The organism is Caldicoprobacter faecalis (genome assembly GCF_900115765.1).
GTDB classification, from domain to species: domain Bacteria; phylum Bacillota; class Clostridia; order Caldicoprobacterales; family Caldicoprobacteraceae; genus Caldicoprobacter; species Caldicoprobacter oshimai.
Genome location: NZ_FOXR01000015.1, coordinates 21,670 through 48,355, shown reverse-complemented (window position 1 = coordinate 48,355; position 26,686 = coordinate 21,670). Strand labels below are relative to the sequence as shown.

Here is a 26,686-nt window from a genome sequence, read left to right as displayed (position 1 = left end):
TTAGAATCGAAGGAGAGTCGGGCAGTAAAGAGAGTGTTTATGGGGCTTAAAGCTTACTATGGGGAGATATTTGAAGAGGTATTCAAGAGCATAACGGCTGATAACGGTTCAGAGTTTAGTGAGCTGTCAGCCCTTTTAGAGAGCTTGAAAAGCGAAGCATATTTTAGCCATCCTTACTCGTCATGGGAAAGGGGAAGCAATGAGAGGCAAAATGGGATTATAAGGAGATTTATTCCCAAAGGGAAAGCGATAAAAGACATACCGTTAGTAGAGGTTAAAGAGATAGAAAGATGGATGAATCAATATCCGAGAAAGATACTGGGTTACAATACACCAGACGAATGTTTCTACAGGGAACTGTTAGAAATCTGTAAGAGAAAAGGCAAAACATTAGAAGGACTATTTGTTGAAGTAAGCTGACGTAGAGATCGAAAGAGTCAGGATGATAGAATACAATTAAGGCCAAGTGGGCAGGTATGCCAACTGGCTTGGAAACAATTATATCATCTGTTAAATGGTGTCAAGGTCGGGTAGTATTTTCTCGCTTACGCTCGAAAATCTCCACCCTTCCCTTGACACCATAAGGTTTTACAAATGAAAAAGTAAAAATTTGGATATCTATATCATACTTTTTTCAAAAAGTGTTGCATTTAATATTGCAATTTAGAGTTTAAAATCCGATATATTGGTGTATCATTTAATTAATAATTAAAATATTTTTGAAATTTGAAAGGAGAATCATAAATGGAAAAGGTAAAATTAGCCGTTATATTTTATAGTATGACGGGTATCAATTATCAGATGGCCAAATGGGCGGCTCAAGCCGGTCAAGAAGCCGGTGCAGAGGTACGCCTTCTGAAGGTTCGTGAATTGGCTCCACCGGAAGTCATAGCAAAAAACAAGGCATGGCAAGAAACTGTAGAAGCGACGAAAGATATAAAGGAGGCCACATCCGAAGACATTGAGTGGGCAGATGCTATTATATTTAGCGCGCCAACCAGGTTTGGCACCATTCCTGCTCAATTAAAGCAGTTCATCGATATGCAGGGTGGTCTATGGGCTCAAGGAAAGCTCACAAACAAAGTCGTAAGCGCCATGTCATCGGCTCAAAACCCGCATGGCGGTCAGGAAGGCACTGTAAAGGATATATATACCTGCATGATGCACTGGGGCGCTATCATAGTTCCACCTGGATACACTGATGATTCCGTGTTTACCGCAGGAGGGAATCCATACGGAACAACGGTTACTCAGGGAGAAGACGGCAAAATGGTAGAAGATGTAAAACAAGCTGTATTTCATCAGGCCCGCCGCACCGTACAAGTTGCGGAATGGATAAAAAAGGGTAAAAATGGTTGAAAGGACGGGATAAAACCATGAAGACAAAAGACTATGTTTTCTGGTTTGTAACGGGAAGCCAACATTTGTATGGCAATGAAGTATTGGAGAAAGTAAAAGAACATTCAAGGATTATTGCAGAATGGCTTGATAAGAACACCTTTCCCCACTGCAAAGTCATCTTCAAGGCGGTTCTTACAACGCCTGAAGCCATTCAAAATCTCTTTAGAGAAGCGAATGCAGACCCAACGTGTGCAGGTTTAATTACTTGGATGCATACTTTCTCCCCTGCTAAAATGTGGATTGTGGGTCTTAGCGAATTGAAAAAACCTCTGTTGCACCTGCATACGCAGTTCAACCGTGACATTCCATGGGATTACATTGATATGGATTTTATGAACCTAAACCAATCTGCCCATGGCGATCGAGAATACGGCTTTATAGTGACGCGCATGCAAATAGCACGCAAAGTTGTTGTAGGACATTGGGAAGATCCCGAAGTCTGTCGCGAAATTCAAGTCTGGATGAACGCTGCCACCGCTTTTATTGAAGGCAAAAACCTCAAAATTGCCCGTTTTGGCGATAATATGCGTCAAGTTGCAGTAACAGAAGGAGATAAGGTAGAAGCCCAGATCAAATTCGGTTGGTCGGTAGATGGCTATGGAATTGGCGATTTGGTAAAACAAGTAAATTCAATTGCGGAATCAGAAGTTGATCAACTGATAGAAGAATACTTCAAACTCTACTATGTTCCACCAGAAGTAAAGCAATCCAGTACCGCTCTCGATGCAATCAGAGAACAAGCTCGTATTGAATTGGGAATTAAACGTTTTCTAAATGATGGAGGATATACTGCATTTACGACTACGTTTGAGGACCTGCACGGACTAAAACAGCTACCAGGACTGGCGGTACAGCATTTAATGTCAGAAGGATATGGATTTGGTGCAGAAGGTGACTGGAAAACAGCAGGCTTAGTTCGCATCATGAAAATAATGAATATCGGGTTACCTCCGGGAACCTCTTTTATGGAAGATTATACATATCATCTAGAGCCAGAAAATGAAATGGTACTAGGGGCGCATATGCTGGAAGTGTGTCCTACTTTAGCTGCATCAACCCCTCGCATTGAAGTACATCCTCTCAGCATAGGGGGGAAGGCAGATCCAGCACGCTTGGTATTTAACGGAAGAGGCGGTCCAGCAATCACAGCATCTATAATAGACATGGGTAACCGTTTTCGATTAGTAATCAATGAGGTGGAAGCTATTGAACCTGCACAAGAGATGCCTAAATTGCCCGTCGCACGGGTATTGTGGCGACCTCAACCCTCTCTCAAAGAAGCCGCAAAAGCATGGATTTTAACTGGTGGTGCCCATCATACCGTTTTTTCTTACGCTGTCACTTCTGAACACCTAATGGATTGGGCCGATATGGTAGGAATTGAAGTGGTCCTGATTAATAAAAACACAAATATCTTAACTTTAAAAAACGAATTACGAATGAGCGATATGATATGGAATCGTCGTTAAAAGCTCTCTTTTAAAGATTTTAAAAACCTCGGGGAGTATATCACTCCTCCGAGGTTTTTCTTTTATGCGTATTCCGCCCAATTCTTGAGAATAACAGCTCTCATATTTGGCAAAATAAACTCGGAGGTGTAAAAAATGCGTCAAAGGCGAAGAAATACTGCTGATATAGGAATTGCCATGAACAGCGATGAAAGCCAGGCAATAATAGAATCCCTGAACCTGATTCAAGCCGACACCATGATCAATGCCAATGATGTAGTGGTCATAACGCCCAACTGGGTAAAACCAGCGGGCACCGAAACAGGGGATGTGGTAAGCCCAGAAAGCCTGCGCACCATCATAAGATTTGTCAAGAAAAACAATCCTCGCAGAATCATTGTGGCCACGGGCTCTGCGGAGAGAACCACCTCTGAAGTCATGAAAGCAGTTGGATACGATAAAATCATCAATGAAGAACAGGTGGAATTCGTGGACCTAAATTATGGTCCATTTGTAAGGGTGAACTTAAACCACTCTTCCCCACCAGCCACTAACTTGAATAAGCTCTATGAGGAAATGACCTTTCTGATCTCGTTTGCACAGCTTAAATTACACAACGTTGCAACTATGACGGCAGCCATCAAAAACATCGCCCTGGGTTGGCCGCCTGCCGAAGAACACGGGTACCCCAAAAAGAACCTGGGCATACACAATGACATCCATGGCTTCATAAGCGCAATGGCACAGGTAATACCCATAGACCTGTCAATTGTGAGCACCAACCCTGCCATGATAGGTACCGGCCCTCACAATGGCATTCCGCGCCGCGTCGGAATTATCATAAGCGGTACCGACCCGGTTGCAGTGGATACCATAGGAGCGCGTCTGCTGGGCCTCCACCCTGAAGCCATACGTTACCTGTGGGATCTGAAAAATAAAAACGTAGGCATCGCCGATATAAATCAGATGAACATTAAGGGGATGTCCATTGCAGATGCCGAACGGGCTTTTAGCATGGCGGTATACGGCCAGGCATTTACCGTGGAATAGGAATTTTCTTAAGTATCTATTACTGTTGTGTAATCTTGGTTTTATGCGAATTTATCTCTCTTTTGCCTGAATTTATAGTGATCCCCTCGTCCCATATCAACCTCCATGCTAACGGAATTGATCCGCCTTTCAATACAACTTCGGCAGTGCGCGGCTTCTTCCCCGATACAGATTTTGTTTTGATAAAGCTCGTATTTGGGCCGTGCCCAAACGGGTGATAGATTGGGCATCACCACATTGGCACCGGCCATCAGTGCCAGCTCCCTTCCCCTGGGATGCAGAGTCCCCATGGCGGTTGTAGCCGGAAGCAGGCAATCGGGCACCAAAAGGCGCGCCAGCGCCACCATGACCAGCGTATCCTCCACGGTGCCTGCTTTTTCCTTTCCAAGCGGCGTCTCTTTATGGGGAATAAAAGGCCCGATACCTATCATATGGGGGTTGAGCTGTTTGAGAAACAGCAAATCCTCCACCAGATCTTGCTTGGTCTGGCCGGGCAAACCCACAATAAAGCCGGCTCCCACCTGATATCCTATCTCCTTGAGCACCCATAGACACCTTCTGCGGTTATCGAAGCTTGCCCCGGGATGAAGCCTTTCATACAGGCTTTTGGACGCCGTCTCGTGGCGAAGCAGGTATCGCTCTGCCCCCGCCTCAAAAAAAGCGCGGTATTCATCGTCATCCCTTTCGCCTATGGATAAAGTGATGGCCGCATCGGGAAAGGATTTTTTTATGCGGGCAATTATGCTCACAACTCTATCCGCCGTATACCACGGGTCCTCTCCGCTTTGAAGCACAAAAGTCCTGTACCCTAGAGCATACCCTTCCCTGCAGCATTCAAATATTTCCTCTTCACTCAAGCGGTATCTTTCGGCCTTTGAATTGCCCGCACGTATACCGCAGTATAAGCAGTTCATTCGGCATATGTTTGAAAATTCAATGAGTCCGCGCATATAAACCTTGTTGCCGTAATACCGATCCCTGGTCCTTCTGGCATAATCAAACAGCTTCTGAGTATGCTCTTCGTCCAAATTTTCCAGCACATAAATGAGCTCATCCCTGGATAGCTCATTGGTATTGTAAAGCTTATCAAGCAGTAAATCCAAGCTGTTCACCGGATACCTCCTCTGCGCTTTTTATTTCCAAATATCTGTTTTAAAACAAACACAAAATTTCACGTCTTGTGCCGGCAAAAGGATTAGAAGAACAAATCCCTTTCGCCATTTTCAATTCTTCTCAGCCTTTCTATGGTCTTATCGCGCATAACAGGATTGGGGATTTTTGCAAGATTTCTCTCGATTACCTGGTTGCCTAAAGCCTTCAATTCATCATCGGCGTAGTCCTCTAAATATTCCTTGAATGTCAGTATGGCATTGGGATAGCATAGGTTGTGGATCTGCCCGCTTTTGGCAAAGGCCATAAACCTCTCTCCTGTTCTGCCTGCCCGATAGCAGGCGGTACAGTAGCTGGGCAGATAACCCTGCCTGCACAGGCTCTTTAAGACCTCAAGGGGTGAACGATGGTCGGCCAGCTCGAACTGAGGCTGATTGTCACCCTGCTCATGGAGCATATACCCCCCCACATCAGTGCAGGACCCAGCGCTGATCTGCGAAACTCCGAGATTGATAACCTCTTCCCTGAATCCGGGCGCTTCACGCGTCGAGAGAATGATGCCCGTATACGGCACAGCCAAACGCAGTATGGCCACTATCCGCTTAAAATCGTGGTCGGATACCAAATAGGGATATTCGTCCAGAGAAACGCCCACGGCCGGCCTGAGCCTTGGCACCGAAATGGTGTGCGGTCCCACCCCGAACTTCTCCTCCAGATGCTGCGCATGGAGCAAAAGCCCGAGAACCTCGTACCTGTAATCATAAAGGCCAAACAGCACGCCCAGGCCTACATCGTCTATGCCTGCTTCCATCGCCCTGTCCATGGCGGTGGTGTGGTAGTCGTAGTCGCTCTTGGGGCCCGAGGGATGGTATTTGCTATAGCTTTCGCGGTGATAGGTCTCCTGGAACAGCACGTAAGTCCCAATCCCGGCAGCTTTCAGCTTTCTGTAGTTTTCCACGCTGGTTGCGGCTATGTTGACGTTAATACGCCTGATGCTCCCGTTTTTAATCTTTGTGCTGTATATCACGTCCATCACATGGGTTATATACTCGATGGGGCAGTTTTTGTCATCTTCGCCAGCCTCCAGGGCAATCCTCTTGTGCCCTAGGCTTTCGATTATCTCCACTTCCCTGCGCACTTCCTCATCGGTAAGCTTCCTTCTCGGAATTTTATTGGTGCATTTATACCCACAGTACCTGCACCTGTTTACGCAATAGTTGGACACATACAGCGGCGCGAACAGCACTATACGGGTGCCGTATATGGCATCCTTTACCTGACGTGCGGCTTCAAAGAGTTTCTCGTTAAGTTCTGGGTCATCGATTTGAAGGAGGGCGGCTGTCTCCTCCAGGGTTAAGCCCTTGGCCTGCCTGCCTTTCTCTATAATGGCCTCGACTTCTTCCCTCGTCCTGTTTTTCCCCTTCTCCAGTGCCTCAAATATTACATCGTCCTTTATAAAATCGGCCTTTTCAGCCGTCAACATGACCAATCATCCCCTTCTGAAATTTATAATTTTTGTTAAACTTGACCATTAAGCAAAATTTTGTATTTTCAAGCTGGCAAAAGGTTCCTAGCTTTAAATCCTCCGTGCCATTATGGCCAGCTCTATAGCCCGTAAAAGCTCAAGTAATTTAAAATTATATTTGCCCTTTAAACGGCTGCAATGCCCGATCCAGAATTCCCTGAACATAGGCTATAAACACGCCATAGTTGACAATCGGTACCCCGGCATCTACAACCCGCCTTATGCGGTTCTGCATCTCCTTCCTGTTGAGCATGCAGCCGCCGCAGTGGATGACCAGGGAATACTCGTTCAGATTATCCGGGAAATCCATCCCGCTTGCAAAATCGAGTTTCAAATTCCTGCCTGTCTTTTGCGCAAGCCAGCGGGGGATCTTGACCCTGGCTATATCGTCATCCTGCCGGTGGTGGGTACAGGCCTCGGCTATAAGGACCCTATCTCCGTCCTTGAGCTGACCAACAGCCCTGGCACCCCTCACCAGTTCCCTCAAATCGCCCTTATACCGCGCAAAAAGGATGGAAAACGAAGTAAGTGGTATATCCGGAGGCGTATCGGCCGCAACCTTATGAAACACCTGGGAATCGGTGATGACCAGCCGCGGTTTGACTTTCAAGCCCTCCAGCGTAGCCCTCAGCCTGTCCTCCTGGGTTACCACGGCCATTGCCTTACCGTCCAGAATGTCCCTTATGGTCTGCTGCTGGGGAAGAATGAGCCTTCCCTTGGGCGCCGATTTATCGATGGGTACCACCAGTACCACAAAATCTCCGGGAGAGATCAAATCCCTCACTATACAATCCTGGTTCTCCTCTACCTGCGCGGCTTTAATAATGGCCTCCTTTAACTCCTCTATCCCCCTCCCGGTAGCGGAAGACACCTCTACAATGGGAATTCCCCATCTTTTACCGTACGCTGCTATGACTTCGGCAGGGATCGTGGATTGGTCAGCCTTATTGATAACCCCTACGATAGGCATGCCCTGCTTTTTAAGCATGCCCACCATATATTCTTCAAACTCACCTATACCTGCGCTCCCATCCACTACCAAAATAGCCACATCGGTCTTGTTCAAAACCTCCAGCGTCCTCTTTCTTCGAAGCTCCCCCAGCTCACCCTCATCATCCAGGCCTGCCGTATCGATCAATACCACAGGCCCCAAAGGTAATAGCTCCATGGCCTTGTATACCGGATCAGTGGTGGTACCCTTTACCGGCGACACAAGAGCGATATCCTGGCCGGTCAGGGCGTTTATAAGGCTGGACTTTCCGGCATTTCTCCTTCCAAATATGGCAATGTGCAGGCGTTCCGAACGCGGCGTATTGCTAAGGCTCATTATATACCACCTTTCTCACGGTCGCTTTTTTCAATCGTAGCGCAGGTTCCATCTCCATGCAGCCTGTATACGGCATTTTATCCCACAAGCCGGTCGACACTCGAAATGCACCGCAACGAATGCAAGGTCAAACGGCAGTTCCAGCTCCAACCATGCTGTTACACGCTGCATCTTATGGAATGCAGACGCCCAAAAATCAAAAATACCCTTCCCCGAAAGATCGGAAAAGGGTACAGATTATCTTTTTTCTGCACATCCGTTTCCTCTCTCTCAGGGAATCCATCCCCTTGAGGTTAGAAACTTATAAAAAACCATCGCTCTGTTAAAATTATAACAAATTTAACCGCAAAAGTCAATTCTAATAATAAAAAAGGTATGGAAGCCCATCCTTATAAATTCCTAATTCTCCTCTTAATAGAATATGCAGTAATAAATAAACCGATAAGAATTATAAAATATAAAAACTCTTTCAGCCACATTCTGGCCGTTACAAAATCTCGGTAATAATCGACGTTAGACAGTAAATGCTCTAAATAAAATAACACAGTTGAAAAATGGGGCTTAGGCATATATTTACCAAAGAAAATGGTCTTGCCTAATAGGATTGTACCTCCTGCAAAAATAATTGCAGCCAATTCGTTTTGAAAAATTTCGATTACCAACAAGATAATAATGCCGAAATAGAATAAATAGATGGTCAAAGCTACTATTTCCACTATGCGAACAGATAATGAAATGGTTGGCATCAACAGGGCTGACAGAATGATGGCAACAACCATCAATATTAAGAGGTCAATCAATATGATCAATATCTTTGCCTTTAAAACGTCACACCAACGGCTCAAAGTTTGCTTTGTTAACACGGTTTTATAATGATATTCACAACCCGCAAATGAAATTATCTCTATAGATAACGCAATTGTTAGTAAAGTTATCAAATACTTGTCCAACGCATAAAATAGCTGCGAAGGAACGGTCATTACATCCAGTCCTCTTTCGGTGAGCGAAATCCATAATCCAAATAACACCAAAATAGGTTTTAATAAGGATATAATCATCAGGCTTTTTGTTTTATAAAATAAGGTAAATTCCCTTTTTAAATATTCCCTCATCGGCCATTTACTCCTTAACGTTAACGGATTTCCAATAGGGTAAGTAATTTAAAAGAATCCCACCCGCCAGAACTTCGATTATCAATCCCATAACAGATGCTTTTACTTCACACGGCGGAAATAGATCGAGAACGGGAGTTAACATGCCGCCTTTTATATCATAAAAAATATTGGTCAACAAAACATGGGAATAAGGCAAATATTGTCGTTCAAGCAGCGTAAATCCAATGAAAACCAATATGGCGTATGGCAGTTTGGTAAAGAGATACCCGCACATAATTCCCAGAACATATGACCTGGACAAATATAAAATAATCACGGATATTTTTTTCAAATATAGAATAACGGAGAATTTTACGCGTGAAAAACTATGGCTCAGTATCCAAAATATATCAGCTATTCCTCCCATTAATATTACAATAAAAACGGACAAAACAATCAGTAAAATACCGCTAAGAAATTTCGAAAGCAGAACACTTCTCATGTTTCCCATAGACCATCGTATATAGATGCATTTGGTGGAATATTCCTGATGCATATTCCAAACGGCAAAGCAACCTAAAATAAAGCCGCCCGATAAGAATAGCAAGGCTAATGCATTAATTGATATGGGCGGTGAAATTAGAAATGAATATTTATCGGCTTTTCCATTGTATGTAATGTCCTCATCAATTACCTTATTGGTAAAATATATATTGATAATACAAAGCAAAGCTATTATTGAAATGAAAATCCATATGCTACGGGGTTTAAATATCCGCTTTAATTCTGCAACTATATATTTTTTCATATTATCCCTCCGCGTTTTTACCTCTGCTCAATTAACTTTAACGCATATAAGACATAATTATATCCGTATAAGTACTATTGGGATGATCCGCAATCAATTGCTCTTTTCTATTATCGTACACAATTGTTCTATTATGAAGAATCACGACACGATCCGCCAGTTCACACATTTCATCCATATGCTGGCCCGTAATTACAATAGCCGCTCCTTCGTTCTTCATCATCAGGAGACACTCCTTTACCGCACTCCATCCTTCCGGATCAATACCGATATCGGGCTCATCCAACACCAAATATTTAGGATCCCTTAAAAGCGCACCCATAATAGCCAATCGATGGCGTTGTCCCAATGAATAATCGCGGGCTTTTTTCCTCAACAAATAATCGGATAACCCCATAGCGTCCTGAATCTTCTTGAAGTTTTTTAGTTTGGAATCAACGCCGTACAGTACATATAAATTATCATACCCGGTTAACTGAGGGTACACAGGAGGGAAATCAAAAACGACCGAATAAAGATGTTTCATAGCCTTTTGAGGGGAAAAACCCAAAAGAATTTCTCCTTTATCGGGGATTAATAAATCGGAACACAATTTTATCCAGGTGGTTTTGCCTGCACCATTTAGCCCGGCAAGGTATGTTATCTCGCCTTCATAGGCAGTAAAACTAACATCTTTAAGCACCTGGTTTTTGCCATATGAAAAGCTTAAATTGTTTGTAACAATGCCACCCATACTATCCTCCCAAACATTTTAGATAAGGCTATATGGAGGATTCCATATAGTCTTATCCTCATATTAAACTAAATCTGCTTAATCTATCTTATTACATAGTAACCTAAATCTACTTCCCCCAAGAATGTTTGCCTACCTAAACTAATTCTTACGCCACTAACTTCAGCCACACATTCACCTGCCGCATATACATCAAAGGTGCTGACTCCAGTTATCTTATACCAATTCTCAATAAATCTGAATTCAAATATCGAAAACCCTGCACTTTGGTAAGAAGGTCCTAAAACGACATTTTTTACAGCACGTACAACTGTACCTTTTTTAGAACTTAATAATTCATTTGTTTGTTGAGCTACTATATTACCATCTGGAAACACTCCTTCATAAAATATTTCTTCGTAGTAAGCTGTATAAGGGGTATTTACGTAGGTCCAACCAATCAATGGAAGTCCAGCCCAAACTTTTACAGTCCCACTCATTGATGACAATGCATAGGCTGATATACTACTGAAAAAAGTTAAACATAAAATTAGTAGAATTAATTTACTTTTTGATACGTTCATCATCTCATTCTATATTATGCCAAAAAACAGTTCAACCAGAATTGATTCTGGGTGTCGTGCAAACAACAGCATAATGCAGATGCAAATCTAATACAGACTATAACACCCGGCTCGAGCATTTTACGTCAATCCAGCAACTTAACTTTATAACATCTATTGATCTGCGCTGGATAGCTCTCCGCAATTGCACCATTATAGAATATCCGTACCTTATCCCCTACTTTTATATCGCTAATCTTTATCTCCTTGTCTTGGGAATCCAGCAATTTCACATCATCATTTATGTGCACTATAATCTTATCTGATGAACGCAGCTCATCGGAGCCTTCCTCAGGCTGTACCAACAAATTCGATTGGTTGTTCTCAAGGACGGTAGCCTCGAAGCTTACCCCATTTCCGTTATCAGCAGGGCCGCAGGATGAAAAAAACAGCAATGTTACAACAGCTATTGCAAATACAAACCAATACCTTTTCATGATAAAACCTCCCTTGTAAAGCTTTCGATATATTAGACGGCCCTCCACTGGATTTTGTTTCATTAATCGTTTGTCAAATCGCCATCACCGTCTATGGGAATTGGGTCACCGAGATAGGTAGGCTTGGGCTTTATAATCGCTGCGAAAAAGTCCTTGACCCTTGCCAGTATCTCCCTCAGTTCCCTGCTCGACTGCCCGTAGTACTCCCTGCGGTCGGCGGCAACGCCGTACGCTTCCAAACCCAACTTCTGTGCGATATATAGAGCTCTATAAAGATGATACTCCTGGGTGACTATAATGGCCTTTTTAACCTTAAAAACGTCCCTGGCACGATAAAGGCTTTCATAGGTTGAAAATCCCGCATGGTCCATAAAAACGCAGCTTGATGGGATTCCTCTGTCAACGGCATATTTTTTCATCACGTTGACCTCATCATAATCCTTTTTGCCATGATCGCCGCTCATCAGCAACCTATTACAAATGCCCATATTGTACAGCTCAATAGCCCGCACAAGCCGATCCTCAAGCATATAGCTGGGGCGCCCGTCGGCCCACACCCTTGCCCCCAATACCAGGATACAGTCGGCATCGGTTATCGGTATATGGTCCGGTGAGAGAATTCTACCTTTTACTAAAGCCTTGATATGGGCATTTATGATTAATATAAGCAATGATACCAACATGGCAGCACATATTAAAATGAAAAATATCGTCGTAACTTTATTTTTCGTAATTTCCATTGCCTCATCATCTCTTTCACGTATTATTAGAGATAAGCCAACAGCCATTTTCAGATAAAGATAATCTTAGAACGTGACAAAGCCTTACATTTCTACAATATAAAACTTTTTCAACAATTGTTGAAGTACATGGAGTTTCCAAACAGCAAAGAATATAATCGCTCCTGCCAAATTCAATATAATGTCATCTATATCCATACTCCCGGTATTGGTTAACAGCTGTGCAGACTCCACTGCAACCAGGATTATTATCATGGCAATGATAAACTTATTAAACTTCCTCAAGCTTTTAAACAAGCAAGGCAATAGCAAGCCCATCGGGGCAAATACGAACAAATTGCCCATTAAATTTTCGATTATTATTGACTTATTGATCGAGCCGCTAAAATATTGCCGTATGTAAGTCGCTATCGTTCTGAACGGAACCAAGTTTATATTGAAGGCGTTTATGTTAAATCCGACATTCCCAATGGTCCATGCCCTGAGTCTGTATCGTCCCATGAACAATAAATAGAATAAAATTAAAGCATAAAACAAAAAGACTGCAAATACAAAAGCTCTCACCGTCCTTACTTTTTTATCATATTCCTGCATAGTCGATGCTATCAGGCATGTAGCGACACCTGCGGGTATGCAAAAAATAGAAGCTATGAGAAACAAGCCGACCACGTCAAACATTGCACCCGATTTAAAATACCCTATGCCGATATAGAATACAAATAATAATTCCCCCAAATATACGATCATAGTAATCAGCCTTTTTAAAAGAAGGGATTTCTTCATTTTTTTACCTCCCCATTTCTGACTCCTATTTAAGGCTATCACATTCCGTGCCCTCGTTTCAATACCAATCAAGATAAAAAGCCTCCCTACCCTTTTCGGCAGGAAGGCTATGTTGCTTAAGATCTCTCCACTACCGTTATCTGATATTTAATCAATAAACCAAGCAGCTACTGTACAACTCAATTATAATCCTTTATCCCAGTGTATATCCTCATTGCATCACGCAAAAAGGCCGCACACCCCGGAGCGATTTTATCGTAGTATGCCGTAAAACGTTCATCATCAACGTACATCTCAATCATTTTTATTCTTGCCGGCTTAAGAAGTCCAATTTCATCATAGTATCTAAGCGTTCTTGGCGTTATTCCTGCCAGCTTTGCCAATTCATGTACCGTGTACTCCATGCTATCCCTCCTTGATAACTGCATTATAAACCTTTACGTTGCGTCAATGTCAACACAAAAAAATATTTTTAAAATAACCCGTGCTGTTCCTATCTTCATATATTTAGTTAGAAATTTTATTGTTATACAATGTGTTAAATACAATAATTAACGTGGGCCATAATATCTAAAAGCTGATTCTGCTCTAAAAAGTCTATTTTGTTGCTTAAAACGAAATCTACAATTTTGAAGTAAAATGACGGGAAGAGAAAAATTGCATACATAGGCATTGCTTTATAAAGCTACATTTAAGCAGATTAAGTTTTCAGCAAAATCAAAGCTTTTATGTTTAATGACACTACTGCCCGGCACAATCGCTATTACCCGGCGAAATAATCGACAATTCCGCAGTATATCGCCCATGCCACCTGTTCTTGATATTCATCGGTTTTAAGCAACTTCTCCTCCTGAGGATTGGAAAGAAAACCGCACTCCACGATAACGCTGGGAGCCTGACCCGCCTTGAGTATGAGCAGATCGCTTACCGCCTTGATCTGCCTGGTATTTCCGCGATTTAAAATTTTTATAAGCTGGGTTTGGATGCACTGCGCCAGCCTTTTGCCTTCCTCGCTTCCGGCCATATAGAAAGTTTGCGCTCCGTAATACTTCGACTGCTGAAACTTGTTGAGGTGGATGCTGACCACAATATCTGCATTGCTGTTTCTTATAATCTCAACCCGTTTTTGCATGTCCTCTCTCTTGGTTCTGCCCAGAGCCTCATCGGTTTGTCGGGTCATTACGACCTTGGCTCCCTGATTTTCCAAATACTTTTTTAGCTTCCGTGCTATGATTAGATTTATCTTATCTTCTCGGGTGCCACTATCGCTTACAGCTCCCGGATCAAAGCCTCCGTGTCCCGCGTCTATCACAATTATCTTTTTGCTAACAGGTGAGGCAAGGGTAAGAATAGCGCTGTCTTCTTTGAGCTTTAAAGCAAATAACAAAAACAGCGCTATGCCCAACAAAATCCACAATACTATAAACCATCTCCTGGAGATAAATATGACCTTCATAAAATTTAAAACCTCCAGCAACATTCTCTTGTAGAAAAAATATTACTGGAGGCGTTTGTCCTATTCACCAATATTCTATTCGACAAACCTATTCTCTATATAGCCTATCTTCTCAACCTCGATTCTCACCACATCGCCGCTCTTCAAAACCCTTGGCGGGTCAAATCCCATGCCTACCCCTGCAGGGGTACCGGTTGCCAGTATATCCCCCGGTTCTAAGGTAAGGCCTTGCGAAAGGATGCTTATAAGCTTAGGAATGCTAAATATCATATGACGGGTATTGGAACGTTGTCGCAACTCCCCATTTACCCAGCTGGATATGTTGAGCTCAACCGGGTGTATAATCTCATCTCTGGTTACGATCCAGGGCCCCATGGGGCAAAAACCATCCAGGCTCTTGCCCTTAAACCATTGGCTGTGGTTTTGCTGCAAGTCTCTGGCCGTCACGTCGTTTATGATGGTGTACCCGAACACGTAGTCCATCGCCTTATCTTCAGGAATATTGATGCCTTCTTTGCCTATGATGACTGCCAGCTCGGCTTCGTAGTCCACCTGTGCCGTGACATCCGAATGCAGTGGAACATCGGCAAAAGGCCCTGTAACGGTGTGTGTAGCCTTGGTAAAATATTGGGGATATTGTATGTTGAGGCCTGATATATCCTTATTCATCTCTTCGATGTGATCCATATAATTTTTCCCCACGCAGAATATATTACGAACCGGCCGAGGAATAGGAGCTATCAACTCTACTTCATCTATGGCGAGCCATTGTTCATTGGGCAAAGGGGGTTCATATGAAAGCAGCTTTTTGTCATCGGCAGACAAGCGTATAAAATCAAGAAGAGTTGCTGGCGCATTTTGGCCCACCCAAACTTTAGCAGGGCATATGAGCCCCACCTCAGGCCTTACAAGGCCCCAATCTTCCTTGTCCCCTATCTTAAAAGTTGCCAGATACATCGCATCATCTCCTTCGCTTTTTATTCTTGCACCACATTGTGTTATCCCCCTAATACACTGTTACAAGCCTTTTTGTTATAATATACCATCCACCAAAAATCAAAACAAGAGCAAAATAGCGATGTAAAAATTCTGGAATTCTCTAGAAAAGATTGATATATGTGATTGATATATTTAGCTGGCAAATTTTTGAGCATATTCTATTACTGCTCTCTTTATGAAATAGATCTAGATCTGGATTAAAAAATAGGCAGATGACCGGTAACGTGGTGGGTGCAACCAGTTTACTGGAACAATTGCTCGTATCAGCGACTTTGTTATCATTTTGCGATTGACCGCGATAAAGCAAAACAAACAATAAGGAGACCGGTTTTATACACCGGTCCCCATTATGACACGCACCTCATGGCGTATGCCATCATCCACAAGAGGAATTTTTCTGTTAGGTAGCTTCTGCCCGTCAAGCAATACAGTTCTGACGCCCTTGCTGACCCCTTGCGGGTTCTCTACTACGATGTGGTATGCGCTGCTTTTGTAATTGTAGGTGATCTCATACTTGTTCCACCATTGAGGTATACAGGGGTCTACAATCAAGCAATCGCCTTCCAGCTTAAAGCCCAGTATATGTTCAAGTCCCACCCTGTACATCCAGGAGGCAGAACCGGTATACCAAGTCCATCCTCCTCTGCCTACATACAGCGGCGTGGAATAAACATCGGCCGCCATCACGTACGGCTCTACCTTGTACCTCGACACCTCGATCCATGTACGCCCATGGTTTACGGGGTTGATCAAGTTAAACAGCTCGGCAGCCTTGTTACCGTCACCCAGTTTGGCAAATGCCATAATCACCCACACCGCTGCATGGGTGTACTGGCCACCGTTTTCCCTTACCCCCGGTATATACCCTTTGATATATCCCGGCTCCAGATGGGTTTTATTAAATGGCGGAGTAAACAAACGTATGATCCCTTCTTCACGGCGAATCAGATAATGCTCCAAAGCCCTCATGGCCTCGCGAACCCGATTGGGGTTTGCGGCTCCCGATATGACCGCCCAGGATTGGGATATGGAATCTATCTGACACTCGTCATTTTGTTCAGACCCCAATGGCGTTCCGTCATCGAAATAAGCCCTTCTGTACCATCCGCCATCCCATCCATGCTTTTCAATGGCTTCGAGGATGTTGCAGGCGGTGTCTCTAAACCGTCTGGCCCGCTCTTCATCCCCTCTTGCCTCACAGATGGGGATAAAGCGCTGCAGCGTGGTATACAGGAACCAGCCCAGCCATACGCTTTCGCCTCTGCCTTCCCTTCCTATATTGTCCATACCATCGTTCCAGTCTCCCGTACCTATGAGCGGCAAACCATGAGGACCAAACCTAAATGCACGCTCTATGGCTCGTATGCAGTGCTCGTAGACGGAAGCCTTGCACTGCGAAATGCTGGGGACGCTATACCGTTCCATTTCCTGGGGTGCCAATGGTTCATCTTCGAGGAAATAGACCTCTTCATCCAATACGCTCCAATCGCCGGTAACCTTGACGTAATCGGCCACCACAAAGGGTAAAAACAGCAGGTCATCGGACATCCGGGTGCGGATTCCATTATAGGGCATGTGCCACCAGTGCTGCACATCACCCTCGACAAACTGATGAGCGCTGGCCTCGATGATGTGCTGCCTTACAATTTGAGGCAGGCTGTAAACCAAAGCCATGGTATCCTGAAGCTGATCCCTAAACCCATAAGCGCCACCCGCCTGATAAAAGCTGGTTCTAGCCCACATCCTACATGAAAGCACCTGGTACACCAACCAACGGTTGAGCAGCAAGTTCATAGACCGGTCCGGCGTGCTGACCTGTATCGTTCCCAGTACCCCATCCCAGAATTCCTTCACCCTTTCAAGCTCGCTGTCCACCCTCTCCACATCTCTATACAGGCCTATAATCCGGTACACTTCTTCCAAATCTTCACCCTCTCCCAGCAGGCACACGATCTCCTTTTGCTGGCCCGGCTCCAGCGTAATCCTCATTTGAATGGCACCGCATGGATCATAGCCCGCACCCGCTCGCCCCGAAAGCCCAATCCTCTGCAGGGCAGCCGGGGCATGGAGGCTGCCATTCCTGCCTAAAAATTCGGTTCTGTCGCAGGTATAGGAAAATACAGGCAGGTTAGCAGCCATAAATGCCACCCGTCGGGGGTAGTCCTCGTTGTAAGCGTTTCTTGCCAGGAGGACACCCCTTTGCTCATCCCATTCGGTTACGATGAACTGGCTAGTACCATGGCGCTGAACACCCAGCACCCATTCAACGTAATACGTTATAGTAATCCTTTTGGTCCATTGGGACTGGTTTGTTAGGGTTACCTTTGAGATCTTCACAGGCTGTTCCAGAGGCACAAACATCTCCTGACGCTGCACAATCCCGTGGCTTGTATGTTCAAAGACCGTATAGCCCTGCCCGTGGCGGACCGTATAGGGCTGCCTCTCCCGAACAGGCGATGGCGTTATGGTCCAAACCTCACCCGTGTCCTCATCTCTGAGATATATGACTTCACCCGGAGGATCGATGACCGGGTCGTTGGACCAGGGGGTCAGCTTGTTTTGGCGGCTATTCTTGCACCAGGTGTAGCCGCCTCCCGATTCGGTGACCAGGAAACCAAACTGGCTGTTGGATATGACGTTGCTCCAGGGCATTGGGGTACATTTGCCATCGCGCAACCTGATGACGTATTCGCGGCCATCTAGAGTGAATCCTCCCAGCTCGTTGAAAAATATGAGCTCTTCGTCACTTTCCTCCAATATCTCTTCCTTCTGAGCCGGCAGCGCCGTTACCGTCAACGCAGGTGGCAAAGCCTCCTTCGGCTGGTAGAATTTAAGCTGCGAGGATATGCTGCCGCCATCGCCCGAAAGCACCAACCGTGCGACGGCCTTTAAGAGGTCTTTATCCTCCTCGGGCATAAAGACTCCCTGTATGATGTATACCCCTCCCGGCTTGTTCTGCAAATCCCGGGCATGGCTTATCATGACCAAGTCCTGCAGCCTCTCCTGTACTGGCTGCTCATAGCTGTTGCCATACTCATTGAGCAGCACCAGATCCACATTTAAGCCTTTGAGGCGCCAATACTCATGAGCCGTTAAAACCTGCCTAACCAGTTCCATATGCTCCAGCTGACTTACCTCGACCACTACGATGGGAATATCCCCCGAAATGCCATATGCCCACAGACTCGACTGCCCCTTTTGGTTTTTCCTTAAAAATTCCTCTTTGTTCCTCTGTAAGGGAGTAGGATAGAGTATGTGGGAAGCCATCTTCAGATACAGGTTAACCTGCCCTGAGGTTATATTGAGGTAGCGCATCTCAACCTGGCTATGGGTCCATGCCAGCTCAAAGGCACGGGAAGCAGCAGAGCCATTCCTGTACTCCTTTGCCAGCGAAAGCGCGGCTTCACGGCTGTCGGCCACCGCCACCACAAAGGATATCTTGGCGGTCTTACCGGGCGGAATGGCTATTCTCTGCCTCAGGCTCATGATGGGGTCCACCACCGCTCCCGCAGTGTTGGACAACGGGTGTTCGGGCTCCATCACCTGCGGAAAGGACAGGTCCCTCCCCCTGCCGATAAAACGAGCCCTGTCGGTTTCATATTGCGGCTGACCTATGGCTTCGCCTTCTAGCGCAAAGGTATGAACCAACCATACCGACTTTTGATTGGGCTTTCGCGGCCTTCTCCTGGCCAAAAGGGCATTGTACTCGGGTACGTATTCGGTTTCAACAAAGAGGTTGTTGAATGCCCGATGCGCCATATCATCGGCCAGCGATGACAGCACGGGCTCAAAATAGCTGGTAACCTCCACCACGCGTCCGTGCTGGCTATGGTTGGTAAGGCTTATCCTCCTTATCTCGGCATTGTGCTCGGTGGATACCGCCACCTCGGTAAGGGTTTCGATGTTGCCATCCTTTCTTAAGAATACAGCGTGATCCGGTTCAAACACCACACGGTATTCATCAGGTATGGCCCTGGTGGGATTATAGGTAGCCGACCAAAACTCGTTTGAGTTTAAATTCTTTATGTAGAAAAACATGCCGTGCCCTTCCAGGGTAAAATCTTCGCTCCAGCGGTTAACCGCCATCCCCTGCATCTGGCTGAACCCGCTACCAGCAGCAGTAATCATCACCGAATAGGCACCGTTGGACAAAAGATGTACCTCGGGTATTTCGGTGGTATGTACCGAAAAGCGCCTTCTGGGCCTGATCTCGTGATATTTTACCTTTTCTGCCTCCACATCCAAAGGCTTTTCGCTGCGGTCTTTTAAGAATATCTCCTTTTCGGGTATGCGCTCCTGCAGCAGCAGTTCGGTAGCCCGCACCATGGGGGAAGCATGAAATCTCTCCTGCATTATGTTATCATTCAAGAAATTATTGAGGGCTAACAATGCCATCCCCTGGTGATGGGCCATAAAGCACTTTACCACCATGTTCCTCTTTTTTTGTGGCAGGCGTTCGGGAGTATAGTCAATGGCCTCGTATAATCCATAAGTACCATCTGCCCCCTCCGCCATGAGGGCCTCAATGTTTTTTACTGCTGCGACGGGGTTTACCGGCAAGGCCAAAAGGGTGGCATAGGGGGCAATGACTATGTCATTTATGAGCCCCCGTTTTAGCCCCAGTTTGGGTACACCAAAGGCCTTATACTGGTAATTGAGATGCAGGTCAAAGGCATAAAAGGCCGATTCCGATACTCCCCACGGTATATGGCGCTGCTCTCCATATTGAATCTGAGCCTCCACCGCTGCTGTATACGTCTCATCCAATAGGGTGTAATCGTAGTTTTTCATTATCAAAAGTGGCATCATGTACTCAAACATGGTACCGCTCCAAGACAGCAGAACCTTGTAATCCCCTACCATAGTTAAAGGCCTGCCCAAACGGAACCAGTGTTTTTGCGGCACGTCACCCTTTGCTATGGCTATAAAGCTGGCCTGCCTAGCCTCGGACGCCAGAAGGTCATAATAGCTCTTTATGAGCTTGCCCTTTTCCACATCGTACCCCACAGAGAACAGCTCTAGGTTAGAATCATATACCACTCGGAAGTTGGTATTGCGGACCAACTGGTCAATTCTGCAGCTTAATCGACTGCAGCGCTGTGCTAAATCCTTGGCAGCAGCATGTGACTTGGCCAGGGCCAGCTCAAAATCCTTAAGCCAGTTCATGAGCTTTCGAGCTTTTTCATCTGTATGTCCTTCTTCATATAGAGACTGCATGGCTTCTGATAGAATATCCAAAACTAGGGAATAGTTATCCAGCAGCCATTTCACCGAAAATTCGCCATCGAGCTGCCTTATCAGGTAGCTGAATTTTTGGGCAGTCTCAGCATATCCCCCTTGCTCGTCCTTCAGCTCTTTAGGAACGCTGCATAGCATTGATACCCATGGCACAAGGCAATCCAGCTCCTGCAGATAAAAACCAATATATCTATTAATGCTGCCCTTCTCATGCTTCATATCATCAAGCAGGGCCCTCCAGCCGGTAAGCGTAACCCCGTTTTCTGCCAGTGCCTTATCAAGTAATTCATTTCCTTTATGCTGGTAGAGCATAAGCGTATCTCTTAGGCCTTCCAACATCTCCTTACCTACAAGCGGTTTTCTTAAAAAGTCTTCAAGGCCCTGTTTGATGACAATAAGGTAGCCCACCAGATTGCCGCTATCAACCGATGATATGATACGGGGTTTAAGCGGTTCTAAAGTTTTGGTGTTGTACCAGTTATACAGATGGCCTTCAGCCTTTTCCATCCTCTCGATGGTTGAAATGGTACGTTCAAGCCTCTCGATAGCCTCCAAAGTGCCTATATAGCCCAGATCGCGCGCCGCCAGAATGGACATGAGGTATAAACCGATGTTGGTGGGCGATGTTCTGTGCGCAACGCCAACAGGTGGGTCTTCCTGGTAATTGTCGGGCGGCAACCAGTTATCCTCCGGCCCAACGAAATCCTCAAAGAATCGCCATGTCTTTCTGGCAATAAGCCTCAGCTTCAAAATCTGTTCCTGCGAGAGATTGGGAACCTTCTTTTGTTTCAGCCGACTTATACGATAGGCTATCCACGGGGACAACCCCCATAATATCGACAAAGCCGTAGCTCCAGCCCATAGCGCAGGGTTAAAAAAGGCAACCCAGCCGAGGAAGAAAGCTGCAACCGCTATCCCAGGCCACATCTTCCTCCAAAAGTCGGAAAGCTGCCCCTTAAAGCTTCGCTCGGCGTCTGCCGCCGTCACCCACTCCAGCATATTCCTGTGGGTAAAGGCTACCCTTATGAGGGTACGCACTATGGCATCCGCCATGAGATAGGCTTGATGCGCCAGAAATACAAACGACAAGGCAATCTGCCATGTCAGGCTCCTGGCGCCAAACAGCGCATCGGCCAGCTTTGTCGACGAACCAGCCCCATCGCCCCCTGACAAAAAGTTGCTTATGACGTCCATCACCAGCGGAAAAGCCAGCGTAAGTACCCCAAGGCTTACCCACAACCATACCGGCCCCGGTAACACCGTCATGCCCAGCATCAGGGTGAGGAATATGGCGGGCTGCAGCAGGCTGCGCCTCATATTATCCAGTATTTTCCATTTAGATATAGCATTAAGGGGATTTATCGCCATATTTGCTCTTGCGTCTTTTACGCGGGAGAACAGCCACGGAATGAGCTGCCAATCGCCACGAACCCAGCGATGCAGCCTCATGGCATAAGCTACGTAATGGGATGGATATCCGTCTATCAATTCTATATCGGTCACCAATCCGGCTCTTAAATAAGAGCCTTCAAGCAAATCGTGGCTTAGGACGGCGTTTTCGGGAATGGCCTGATCCAATACGTTGTAAAAGGCATCCAGGTCGTAGATTCCCTTGCCCGTGAATATTCCCTCGCCAAAGAGGTCCTGGTACACATCCGAAACCGCCGTGGTATAGGGGTCAATACCGGTTTGCCCCGAGAATATTAAAGCAAAAAAGGAGCGGCTGGCGCTATCCACAGCCACCCCTATCCTGGGCTGGAGTAGCCCGTGGCCTTCTTCTACCCTAGGTATAAATGGATTCAATCGGGGGCGGTTAAGTGGATGCGCCATGGTGCCCACCAGGCGTTTTGCGGCATCCCTGGGCAGCTGGGTATCAGCATCTAGCGTGATGATATACTTGACGGATTTTAATGCCGAAAGGTCTCCCACCTTTATGTAATAGCTGGTATCGTCTCTACCCTTTAAGAGGCGGTTAAGCTCTATAATAGCGCCTCTTTTGCGCTCCCAGCCCATCCAGGTCTTTTGAGCCGGATTCCATTGTCTGTAACGATGGAAATAGAAAAATATGTCCTTTCTCTCGTCGCTGTAGCGGGCATTCAACTCTTCGATGGCCTTTATGGCCGTCTCAACTATCTTTTCATCCTGGGGTTCCGTTTGATTGGGAGAATCTTTAAAATCGCCCACCAGAGCAAAATGAAGGTTTTTTTCGTGGTTGGCAAGGTAGAAGACCTCCATCTGCTCTGCCAGTTCCTTGACCCTCTTCTCGCTAGACAACAGGGTAGGGATTATCACCAGGGTGCGGTACTCCGGCGGTATGCCATCCTTAAACTCCAATTTTGGCAGATGGCATGGCGGCAGCATTCGGGTAACAGCCCAGTGAACTATGCCGATCGATAAGCTGAAGATTGGAATGGCAGCCACCAGCATGGCTACCAGCAAATCCCAAAAACCCGTTACGTCGCCATACCTGAATAGAATAAAATAGAACAGCGCAAACAACACTGCTGTAAGCAACGAGATTGAGCCGAAGTAAAAGCCGTAGGGATGATCGGCTACTCCCTGCTTCAGCTTTTTGACAAAGCTTTTCTTGATGTTAAGCCTGGCCTCAAGCTGTTTCCTGCCCTTACCAATAAGGTAGTATCCCACATGCCTGTGCCGCGCCTCAGCATGCGGGTTGTTTCCAAATTCACAGGCACATTCAACAGCCGCCTGCGCCACTTCCCACTCGCTGACATCGGCCTCTTTGGCCAGCTCCTCCACCTGACGGCGGTAAAAATCTCTGGAAGCAAACTCCATCTTCCCATAAACTCCCTCAGGGTCCTGGCGCAGCGTCTGCTCTACTATACTCAATTCCTCAAAAAGCTCTTCCCATTTAATCCCCGCTAAAAAGCGCAGGGTGGTAATGGCATTCCCTATTGATACCTTGTATGCCGCCTGTTGCTGGTGCTCCTGCTGTATGATTTCCTCTGCATTGGTACCTTGAAGCGCCAGCTTGCCATCTATCCATCTGATGATGGAGGCAGCTTCGCTGCCCTGTTCCCTTAAACGCTTGAGCAACCTTTCTGCATAGGCCGGCACCATGGTACCGATTTGGCTGTCATGCTCGGAAATGGCCCGCTGTATGTCCTCCTCGGTACCTTCAATTGCTGCCAACAACCGCTCAGCCCACTTTTCGGCTTCCCTTTTTAAATTTTGCGATTCCACTATATGTACAGATATATCGCGGATTTTCTTTATCAATGCAATGCGTATCATGGTCGGGATTACCCAGAGTTCACGGCTGGTAAGAGGAGTGACCGACTGGTATCCGCTTATGAACGCCTTGAGGTCATCATCGTTCAAACTGGCATCGGTATAGGAAAGCATCTCCTCAACCAGCGCATACACCCTGGGTAATCCCTTAAATTTTCCGGTTTCCAGCACGGGAAGTTCACGATAATAGTCCTGACTCAAGCTGTGCTTAATATCCTTTATGTGTTCCTCGATCATGTAGAAATTGTCCAGCAGCCATTCGGCGGCAGGAACTATATACCCTTTGTTCTTCACCACTTCGTTTGTGATCTTATAGGCCTTAAGCAATACCTCGATATCGTCATCAATTTTCGGAAATACATTACGGGACAATGTCGCACCTTTTTTGACTTTGTGGCTTTTGGCGATCTCTTTGGCCTGTTGTTTCAGCTCTTCTAAATTTGGCATCTCGATTCCCCTTTGCATGTAAGTATTGCCGGTTTTTTTTCTATAAATAATTATTGACGATTTTCTACACCTGAATACATGCAAAGGTTGGAATTGAGAAATATTGCTACATCTCAAGCACCGCTTTTAAAGCCTGTCTGGTGGCCATGGCACTTAGAGCCTCGTTGGCCTCCGTCAGCTTAAACCTGTGGGTGATCATCTTTCTGAAGGCCTCAGAATTTTCGAGCACCAGGTTGAGGGCCTGCCAAGTATGCCTGGTATCGCTGACCCATACCCCCTGAATCCTGATGTTCTTCCTCACAACATCATAATAGAAATCAATCTGTTCCAGGCCAGCGGGCTGCGCAAAACCGGTTGAAAGGTAAGTGCCGCCGCTTCTCAAAAGCTTTATGCCCTCTTCCACCACACCTTGAGAGCCCACGGCTTCAACGACAACATCAGCTCCCCGTCCACCGGTTATATCCATGATGAACTCCCTTCTCTGCTCTACCGTAGTAGCATGGCGATCAAGGGTAATGGCCCCCATCTCTTTGCATATGTTAAGGCGTGAGGATGAACCGCCTATCACGACAACCTTTGAAGCGCCAAGCTTCCTGGCAAAGGCCACTGCATATATCCCTAGCGGGCCGGGGCCCTGTACCACCACCGTATCGCCCACCGCATGCTCGATCATATCAAACGCGTGGGCAACAGTGGCACCCGAACAGGAAGCCGAAACTACCACTGCGGGATCTACGTCTTGGGTAATCTTGAATATATCGGTATCGCGGTTGAGCACAATATACTCGGAATAGCAACCGTTTAAATATGGCGGTAGGCTGCACGACATATTGATGCCGTACACCTTCCTTTGCTGGCACAGCGATGGCTCCCTCAAGACCTTGCAGGCGAAACACTGGTTACAGCTGATACCTCTGTTCCATAAGATGAAGTCCCCTTCCTTTAACGGAAGGCCATCAACAGTGCGCTTTTCTCCCTTAAATTCGGCGACTATACCTACCCCTTCATGGCCCAGGATAATGGGAAGGGGGGTTCTGGGGTCCTCGCCCTTCCACATGTGCACATCGGAGCCGCATACGCCAGCAGCTTTGAGCTTAACCAGCACTTGCCCTTCCTCAAGGGCTGATACGGTAAACTCCTGAAGCTCAAGCGGCTGGTTAAACGCCGTTAAAACCATGGCCTTGCTCTTCATGTACACCATCCCTTTCTTGATTAAAAATATAATTTTATCAATGCTCCCGCACTTTGACCGATTTCCTTATCACCAAATTGGCCTCTACAAGTTCAACTTTTGGCTGCCCAGATTTTTCTCCGTTGATCATATCGATAAGCCTGCGTGCCGCCCTGGCTCCCATTTCATACAGCGGCTGAGAAACCGTGGTAAGGGGCGGATCCAAAAAAGCGCTTATATCCAGGTCGTCAAATCCCACCACCGACACATCACCAGGTACGCTCAGGCCGCAGTCCTTGATAGCCCTTATGGCGCCAATTGCCCTGGGGTCGCTGGTGGCAAACACGGCATCGGGCAGTATTCCCTTCTTTAACATGGCCGTAACAGCTCCATAGCCGTTATCATCTCGACCAGCCACATCCAGCACCAGCTCTGGCATAATGGGCAATCCAGCAGCTTGAAGGGCATGCTTGTAACCTTCGAAGCGCTCCTTGTACAGCGTCAAGCTGGTATCGCCGTTTATTATGCATATCCTCCTGTGCCCTGTATTGATCAGGTATTTAACGGCCTCAAAGGATGATTTATAATTATCTATTACCACGGCATCCACCGCTTGGCCCATATGCCGCACTACCAGCACCACTGGGAAACCCTTCTCTTTAAGCTCGAATATGTGTTGGCTTTCTTCCCTGGCCGTGGCAAATATGAAGCCGTCCACCCACCGCTTTTGCAGTTTCTCGACATAGTCCTTCTCGGCCTCAATGTTTTCATCGGTATTGCACAATATGACGGTAAAACCGTGTTCCCTGGCCACGTCCTCCACACCCCGTGCCACCGCAGGGAACACAGGATTGCATATATTGGGCACCATAAGGCCTATAGTGTTGGTTCTGCCCTCCTTTAATCCTTTTGCAAGGATGTTGGGCTTATAGTTAAGGGCGCGTACGGCCTCCATGACCCTTTCCCGCGTCTCTTTATCAACCGGCACTTTCCCGCTCAATGCCCGCGAAACGGTGCTGGGCGACACGCCCGCTCTTTTTGCCACATCCTTTATCGTCGCCAAAT

21 protein-coding genes and 1 pseudogene are annotated in these 26,686 nt (G+C 46.2%); 4 read left to right on the top strand and 18 right to left on the bottom strand.

The annotated features are described in order from the left end of the window. The 4 genes from BM241_RS07205 to BM241_RS07190 all read left to right on the top strand — a co-directional run. Positions 1-420 (top strand): IS30 family transposase (locus tag BM241_RS07205; protein ID WP_143094067.1); only part of this gene is annotated, 420 nt, incomplete at its 5' end. A 324-nt stretch (positions 421-744) separates the two neighbouring features. Next, positions 745-1,359: an NAD(P)H:quinone oxidoreductase gene (gene wrbA / locus BM241_RS07200; RefSeq protein WP_092282374.1), complete on the top strand. Its 615-nt coding sequence runs from the start codon at positions 745-747 to the stop codon at positions 1,357-1,359. Between the two features lie 17 nt (positions 1,360-1,376). After that, entirely contained in the window at positions 1,377-2,870 is a 1,494-nt protein-coding gene (gene araA, locus BM241_RS07195; RefSeq protein ID WP_025746809.1) for an L-arabinose isomerase, read from the top strand. Between the two features lie 135 nt (positions 2,871-3,005). Continuing rightward, positions 3,006-3,899 carry a DUF362 domain-containing protein gene (locus tag BM241_RS07190; RefSeq protein ID WP_025746810.1) on the top strand — a complete coding sequence of 298 codons (894 nt, stop codon included), beginning with the start codon at positions 3,006-3,008 and terminating at the stop codon, positions 3,897-3,899. 41 nt (positions 3,900-3,940) lie between these two features. Here BM241_RS07190 and hydE read toward each other — a convergent pair whose 3' ends face one another. The 18 genes and pseudogenes from hydE to BM241_RS07110 form a co-directional block, all read right to left on the bottom strand. After that, entirely contained in the window at positions 3,941-5,002 is a 1,062-nt protein-coding gene (gene hydE / locus BM241_RS07185) for a [FeFe] hydrogenase H-cluster radical SAM maturase HydE (RefSeq protein WP_025746811.1), read from the bottom strand. A 92-nt stretch (positions 5,003-5,094) separates the two neighbouring features. Continuing rightward, positions 5,095-6,489, bottom strand: coding sequence for a [FeFe] hydrogenase H-cluster radical SAM maturase HydG (gene hydG / locus BM241_RS07180; protein WP_092282377.1), 1,395 nt, complete (start codon positions 6,487-6,489; stop codon positions 5,095-5,097). A 157-nt stretch (positions 6,490-6,646) separates the two neighbouring features. Next, positions 6,647-7,861, bottom strand: a complete 1,215-nt coding sequence (gene hydF / locus BM241_RS07175; RefSeq protein ID WP_092282373.1) for a [FeFe] hydrogenase H-cluster maturation GTPase HydF — start codon at positions 7,859-7,861, stop codon at positions 6,647-6,649. Between the two features lie 30 nt (positions 7,862-7,891). After that, complete coding sequence (locus tag BM241_RS12455) at positions 7,892-8,032, bottom strand: hypothetical protein (RefSeq protein ID WP_156925036.1); 141 nt, start codon at positions 8,030-8,032, stop codon at positions 7,892-7,894. A gap of 218 nt (positions 8,033-8,250) precedes the next feature. Next, a complete protein-coding gene (locus tag BM241_RS07170) occupies positions 8,251-8,973 on the bottom strand; it encodes a hypothetical protein (protein ID WP_025746814.1) in 723 nt (240 codons plus the stop codon). Positions 8,974-8,980: 7 nt separating this feature from the next. Beyond that, positions 8,981-9,763, bottom strand: a complete 783-nt coding sequence (locus BM241_RS07165; protein ID WP_025746815.1) for a hypothetical protein — start codon at positions 9,761-9,763, stop codon at positions 8,981-8,983. A gap of 37 nt (positions 9,764-9,800) precedes the next feature. Next, a complete protein-coding gene (locus BM241_RS07160; RefSeq protein ID WP_025746816.1) occupies positions 9,801-10,496 on the bottom strand; it encodes an ABC transporter ATP-binding protein in 696 nt (231 codons plus the stop codon). Between the two features lie 83 nt (positions 10,497-10,579). Further along, positions 10,580-11,059 carry a hypothetical protein gene (locus tag BM241_RS07155; protein ID WP_025746817.1) on the bottom strand — a complete coding sequence of 160 codons (480 nt, stop codon included), beginning with the start codon at positions 11,057-11,059 and terminating at the stop codon, positions 10,580-10,582. A 125-nt stretch (positions 11,060-11,184) separates the two neighbouring features. Further along, positions 11,185-11,535, bottom strand: a complete 351-nt coding sequence (locus BM241_RS07150; protein WP_025746818.1) for a DUF3221 domain-containing protein — start codon at positions 11,533-11,535, stop codon at positions 11,185-11,187. A gap of 62 nt (positions 11,536-11,597) precedes the next feature. Then, a complete protein-coding gene (locus BM241_RS07145; protein ID WP_025746819.1) occupies positions 11,598-12,275 on the bottom strand; it encodes a SanA/YdcF family protein in 678 nt (225 codons plus the stop codon). An 84-nt stretch (positions 12,276-12,359) separates the two neighbouring features. Then, positions 12,360-13,058, bottom strand: coding sequence for a VanZ family protein (locus tag BM241_RS07140; RefSeq protein ID WP_143094066.1), 699 nt, complete (start codon positions 13,056-13,058; stop codon positions 12,360-12,362). Between the two features lie 179 nt (positions 13,059-13,237). Continuing rightward, positions 13,238-13,390 carry a TipAS antibiotic-recognition domain-containing protein gene (locus BM241_RS13010; protein ID WP_394328176.1) on the bottom strand — a complete coding sequence of 51 codons (153 nt, stop codon included), beginning with the start codon at positions 13,388-13,390 and terminating at the stop codon, positions 13,238-13,240. Continuing rightward, positions 13,364-13,462 (bottom strand): annotated as a pseudogene (locus BM241_RS13130) (MerR family DNA-binding transcriptional regulator); the annotation flags it as partial. The gene BM241_RS13010 and the pseudogene BM241_RS13130, both read right to left, overlap by 27 nt. 359 nt (positions 13,463-13,821) lie before the next feature. After that, a complete protein-coding gene (cwlD, locus tag BM241_RS07130) occupies positions 13,822-14,514 on the bottom strand; it encodes an N-acetylmuramoyl-L-alanine amidase CwlD (RefSeq protein WP_025746822.1) in 693 nt (230 codons plus the stop codon). Between the two features lie 75 nt (positions 14,515-14,589). Next, positions 14,590-15,471, bottom strand: coding sequence for a fumarylacetoacetate hydrolase family protein (locus tag BM241_RS07125; RefSeq protein ID WP_025746823.1), 882 nt, complete (start codon positions 15,469-15,471; stop codon positions 14,590-14,592). A 372-nt stretch (positions 15,472-15,843) separates the two neighbouring features. Beyond that, positions 15,844-24,450, bottom strand: coding sequence for a glycoside hydrolase family 94 protein (locus BM241_RS07120; protein ID WP_025746824.1), 8,607 nt, complete (start codon positions 24,448-24,450; stop codon positions 15,844-15,846). 106 nt (positions 24,451-24,556) lie between these two features. After that, on the bottom strand, positions 24,557-25,642 hold the full coding sequence (locus BM241_RS07115) for a zinc-binding dehydrogenase (RefSeq protein ID WP_025746825.1): 1,086 nt from the start codon (positions 25,640-25,642) through the stop codon (positions 24,557-24,559). A 37-nt stretch (positions 25,643-25,679) separates the two neighbouring features. Next, entirely contained in the window at positions 25,680-26,684 is a 1,005-nt protein-coding gene (locus BM241_RS07110; protein WP_025746826.1) for a LacI family DNA-binding transcriptional regulator, read from the bottom strand. Positions 26,685-26,686: the final 2 nt, after the last annotated feature.

Bases quoted from the DNA above. Each gene is read 5' to 3' on its own strand.
- wrbA (WP_092282374.1), top strand. From the start codon at position 745: ATGGAAAAGGTAAAATTAGCCGTTATATTTTATAGTATGACGGGTATC.
- araA (WP_025746809.1), top strand. From the start codon at position 1,377: ATGAAGACAAAAGACTATGTTTTCTGGTTTGTAACGGGAAGCCAACAT.
- BM241_RS07190 (WP_025746810.1), top strand. From the start codon at position 3,006: ATGCGTCAAAGGCGAAGAAATACTGCTGATATAGGAATTGCCATGAAC.
- hydF (WP_092282373.1), bottom strand. From the start codon at position 7,861: ATGAGCCTTAGCAATACGCCGCGTTCGGAACGCCTGCACATTGCCATA.
- BM241_RS12455 (WP_156925036.1), bottom strand. From the start codon at position 8,032: ATGCAGCGTGTAACAGCATGGTTGGAGCTGGAACTGCCGTTTGACCTT.
- BM241_RS07170 (WP_025746814.1), bottom strand. From the start codon at position 8,973: ATGAGGGAATATTTAAAAAGGGAATTTACCTTATTTTATAAAACAAAA.
- BM241_RS07165 (WP_025746815.1), bottom strand. From the start codon at position 9,763: ATGAAAAAATATATAGTTGCAGAATTAAAGCGGATATTTAAACCCCGT.
- BM241_RS07160 (WP_025746816.1), bottom strand. From the start codon at position 10,496: ATGGGTGGCATTGTTACAAACAATTTAAGCTTTTCATATGGCAAAAAC.
- BM241_RS07155 (WP_025746817.1), bottom strand. From the start codon at position 11,059: ATGAACGTATCAAAAAGTAAATTAATTCTACTAATTTTATGTTTAACT.
- BM241_RS07150 (WP_025746818.1), bottom strand. From the start codon at position 11,535: ATGAAAAGGTATTGGTTTGTATTTGCAATAGCTGTTGTAACATTGCTG.
- BM241_RS07145 (WP_025746819.1), bottom strand. From the start codon at position 12,275: ATGGAAATTACGAAAAATAAAGTTACGACGATATTTTTCATTTTAATA.
- BM241_RS07140 (WP_143094066.1), bottom strand. From the start codon at position 13,058: ATGAAGAAATCCCTTCTTTTAAAAAGGCTGATTACTATGATCGTATAT.
- cwlD (WP_025746822.1), bottom strand. From the start codon at position 14,514: ATGAAGGTCATATTTATCTCCAGGAGATGGTTTATAGTATTGTGGATT.
- BM241_RS07125 (WP_025746823.1), bottom strand. From the start codon at position 15,471: ATGTATCTGGCAACTTTTAAGATAGGGGACAAGGAAGATTGGGGCCTT.
- BM241_RS07120 (WP_025746824.1), bottom strand. From the start codon at position 24,450: ATGCCAAATTTAGAAGAGCTGAAACAACAGGCCAAAGAGATCGCCAAA.
- BM241_RS07115 (WP_025746825.1), bottom strand. From the start codon at position 25,642: ATGAAGAGCAAGGCCATGGTTTTAACGGCGTTTAACCAGCCGCTTGAG.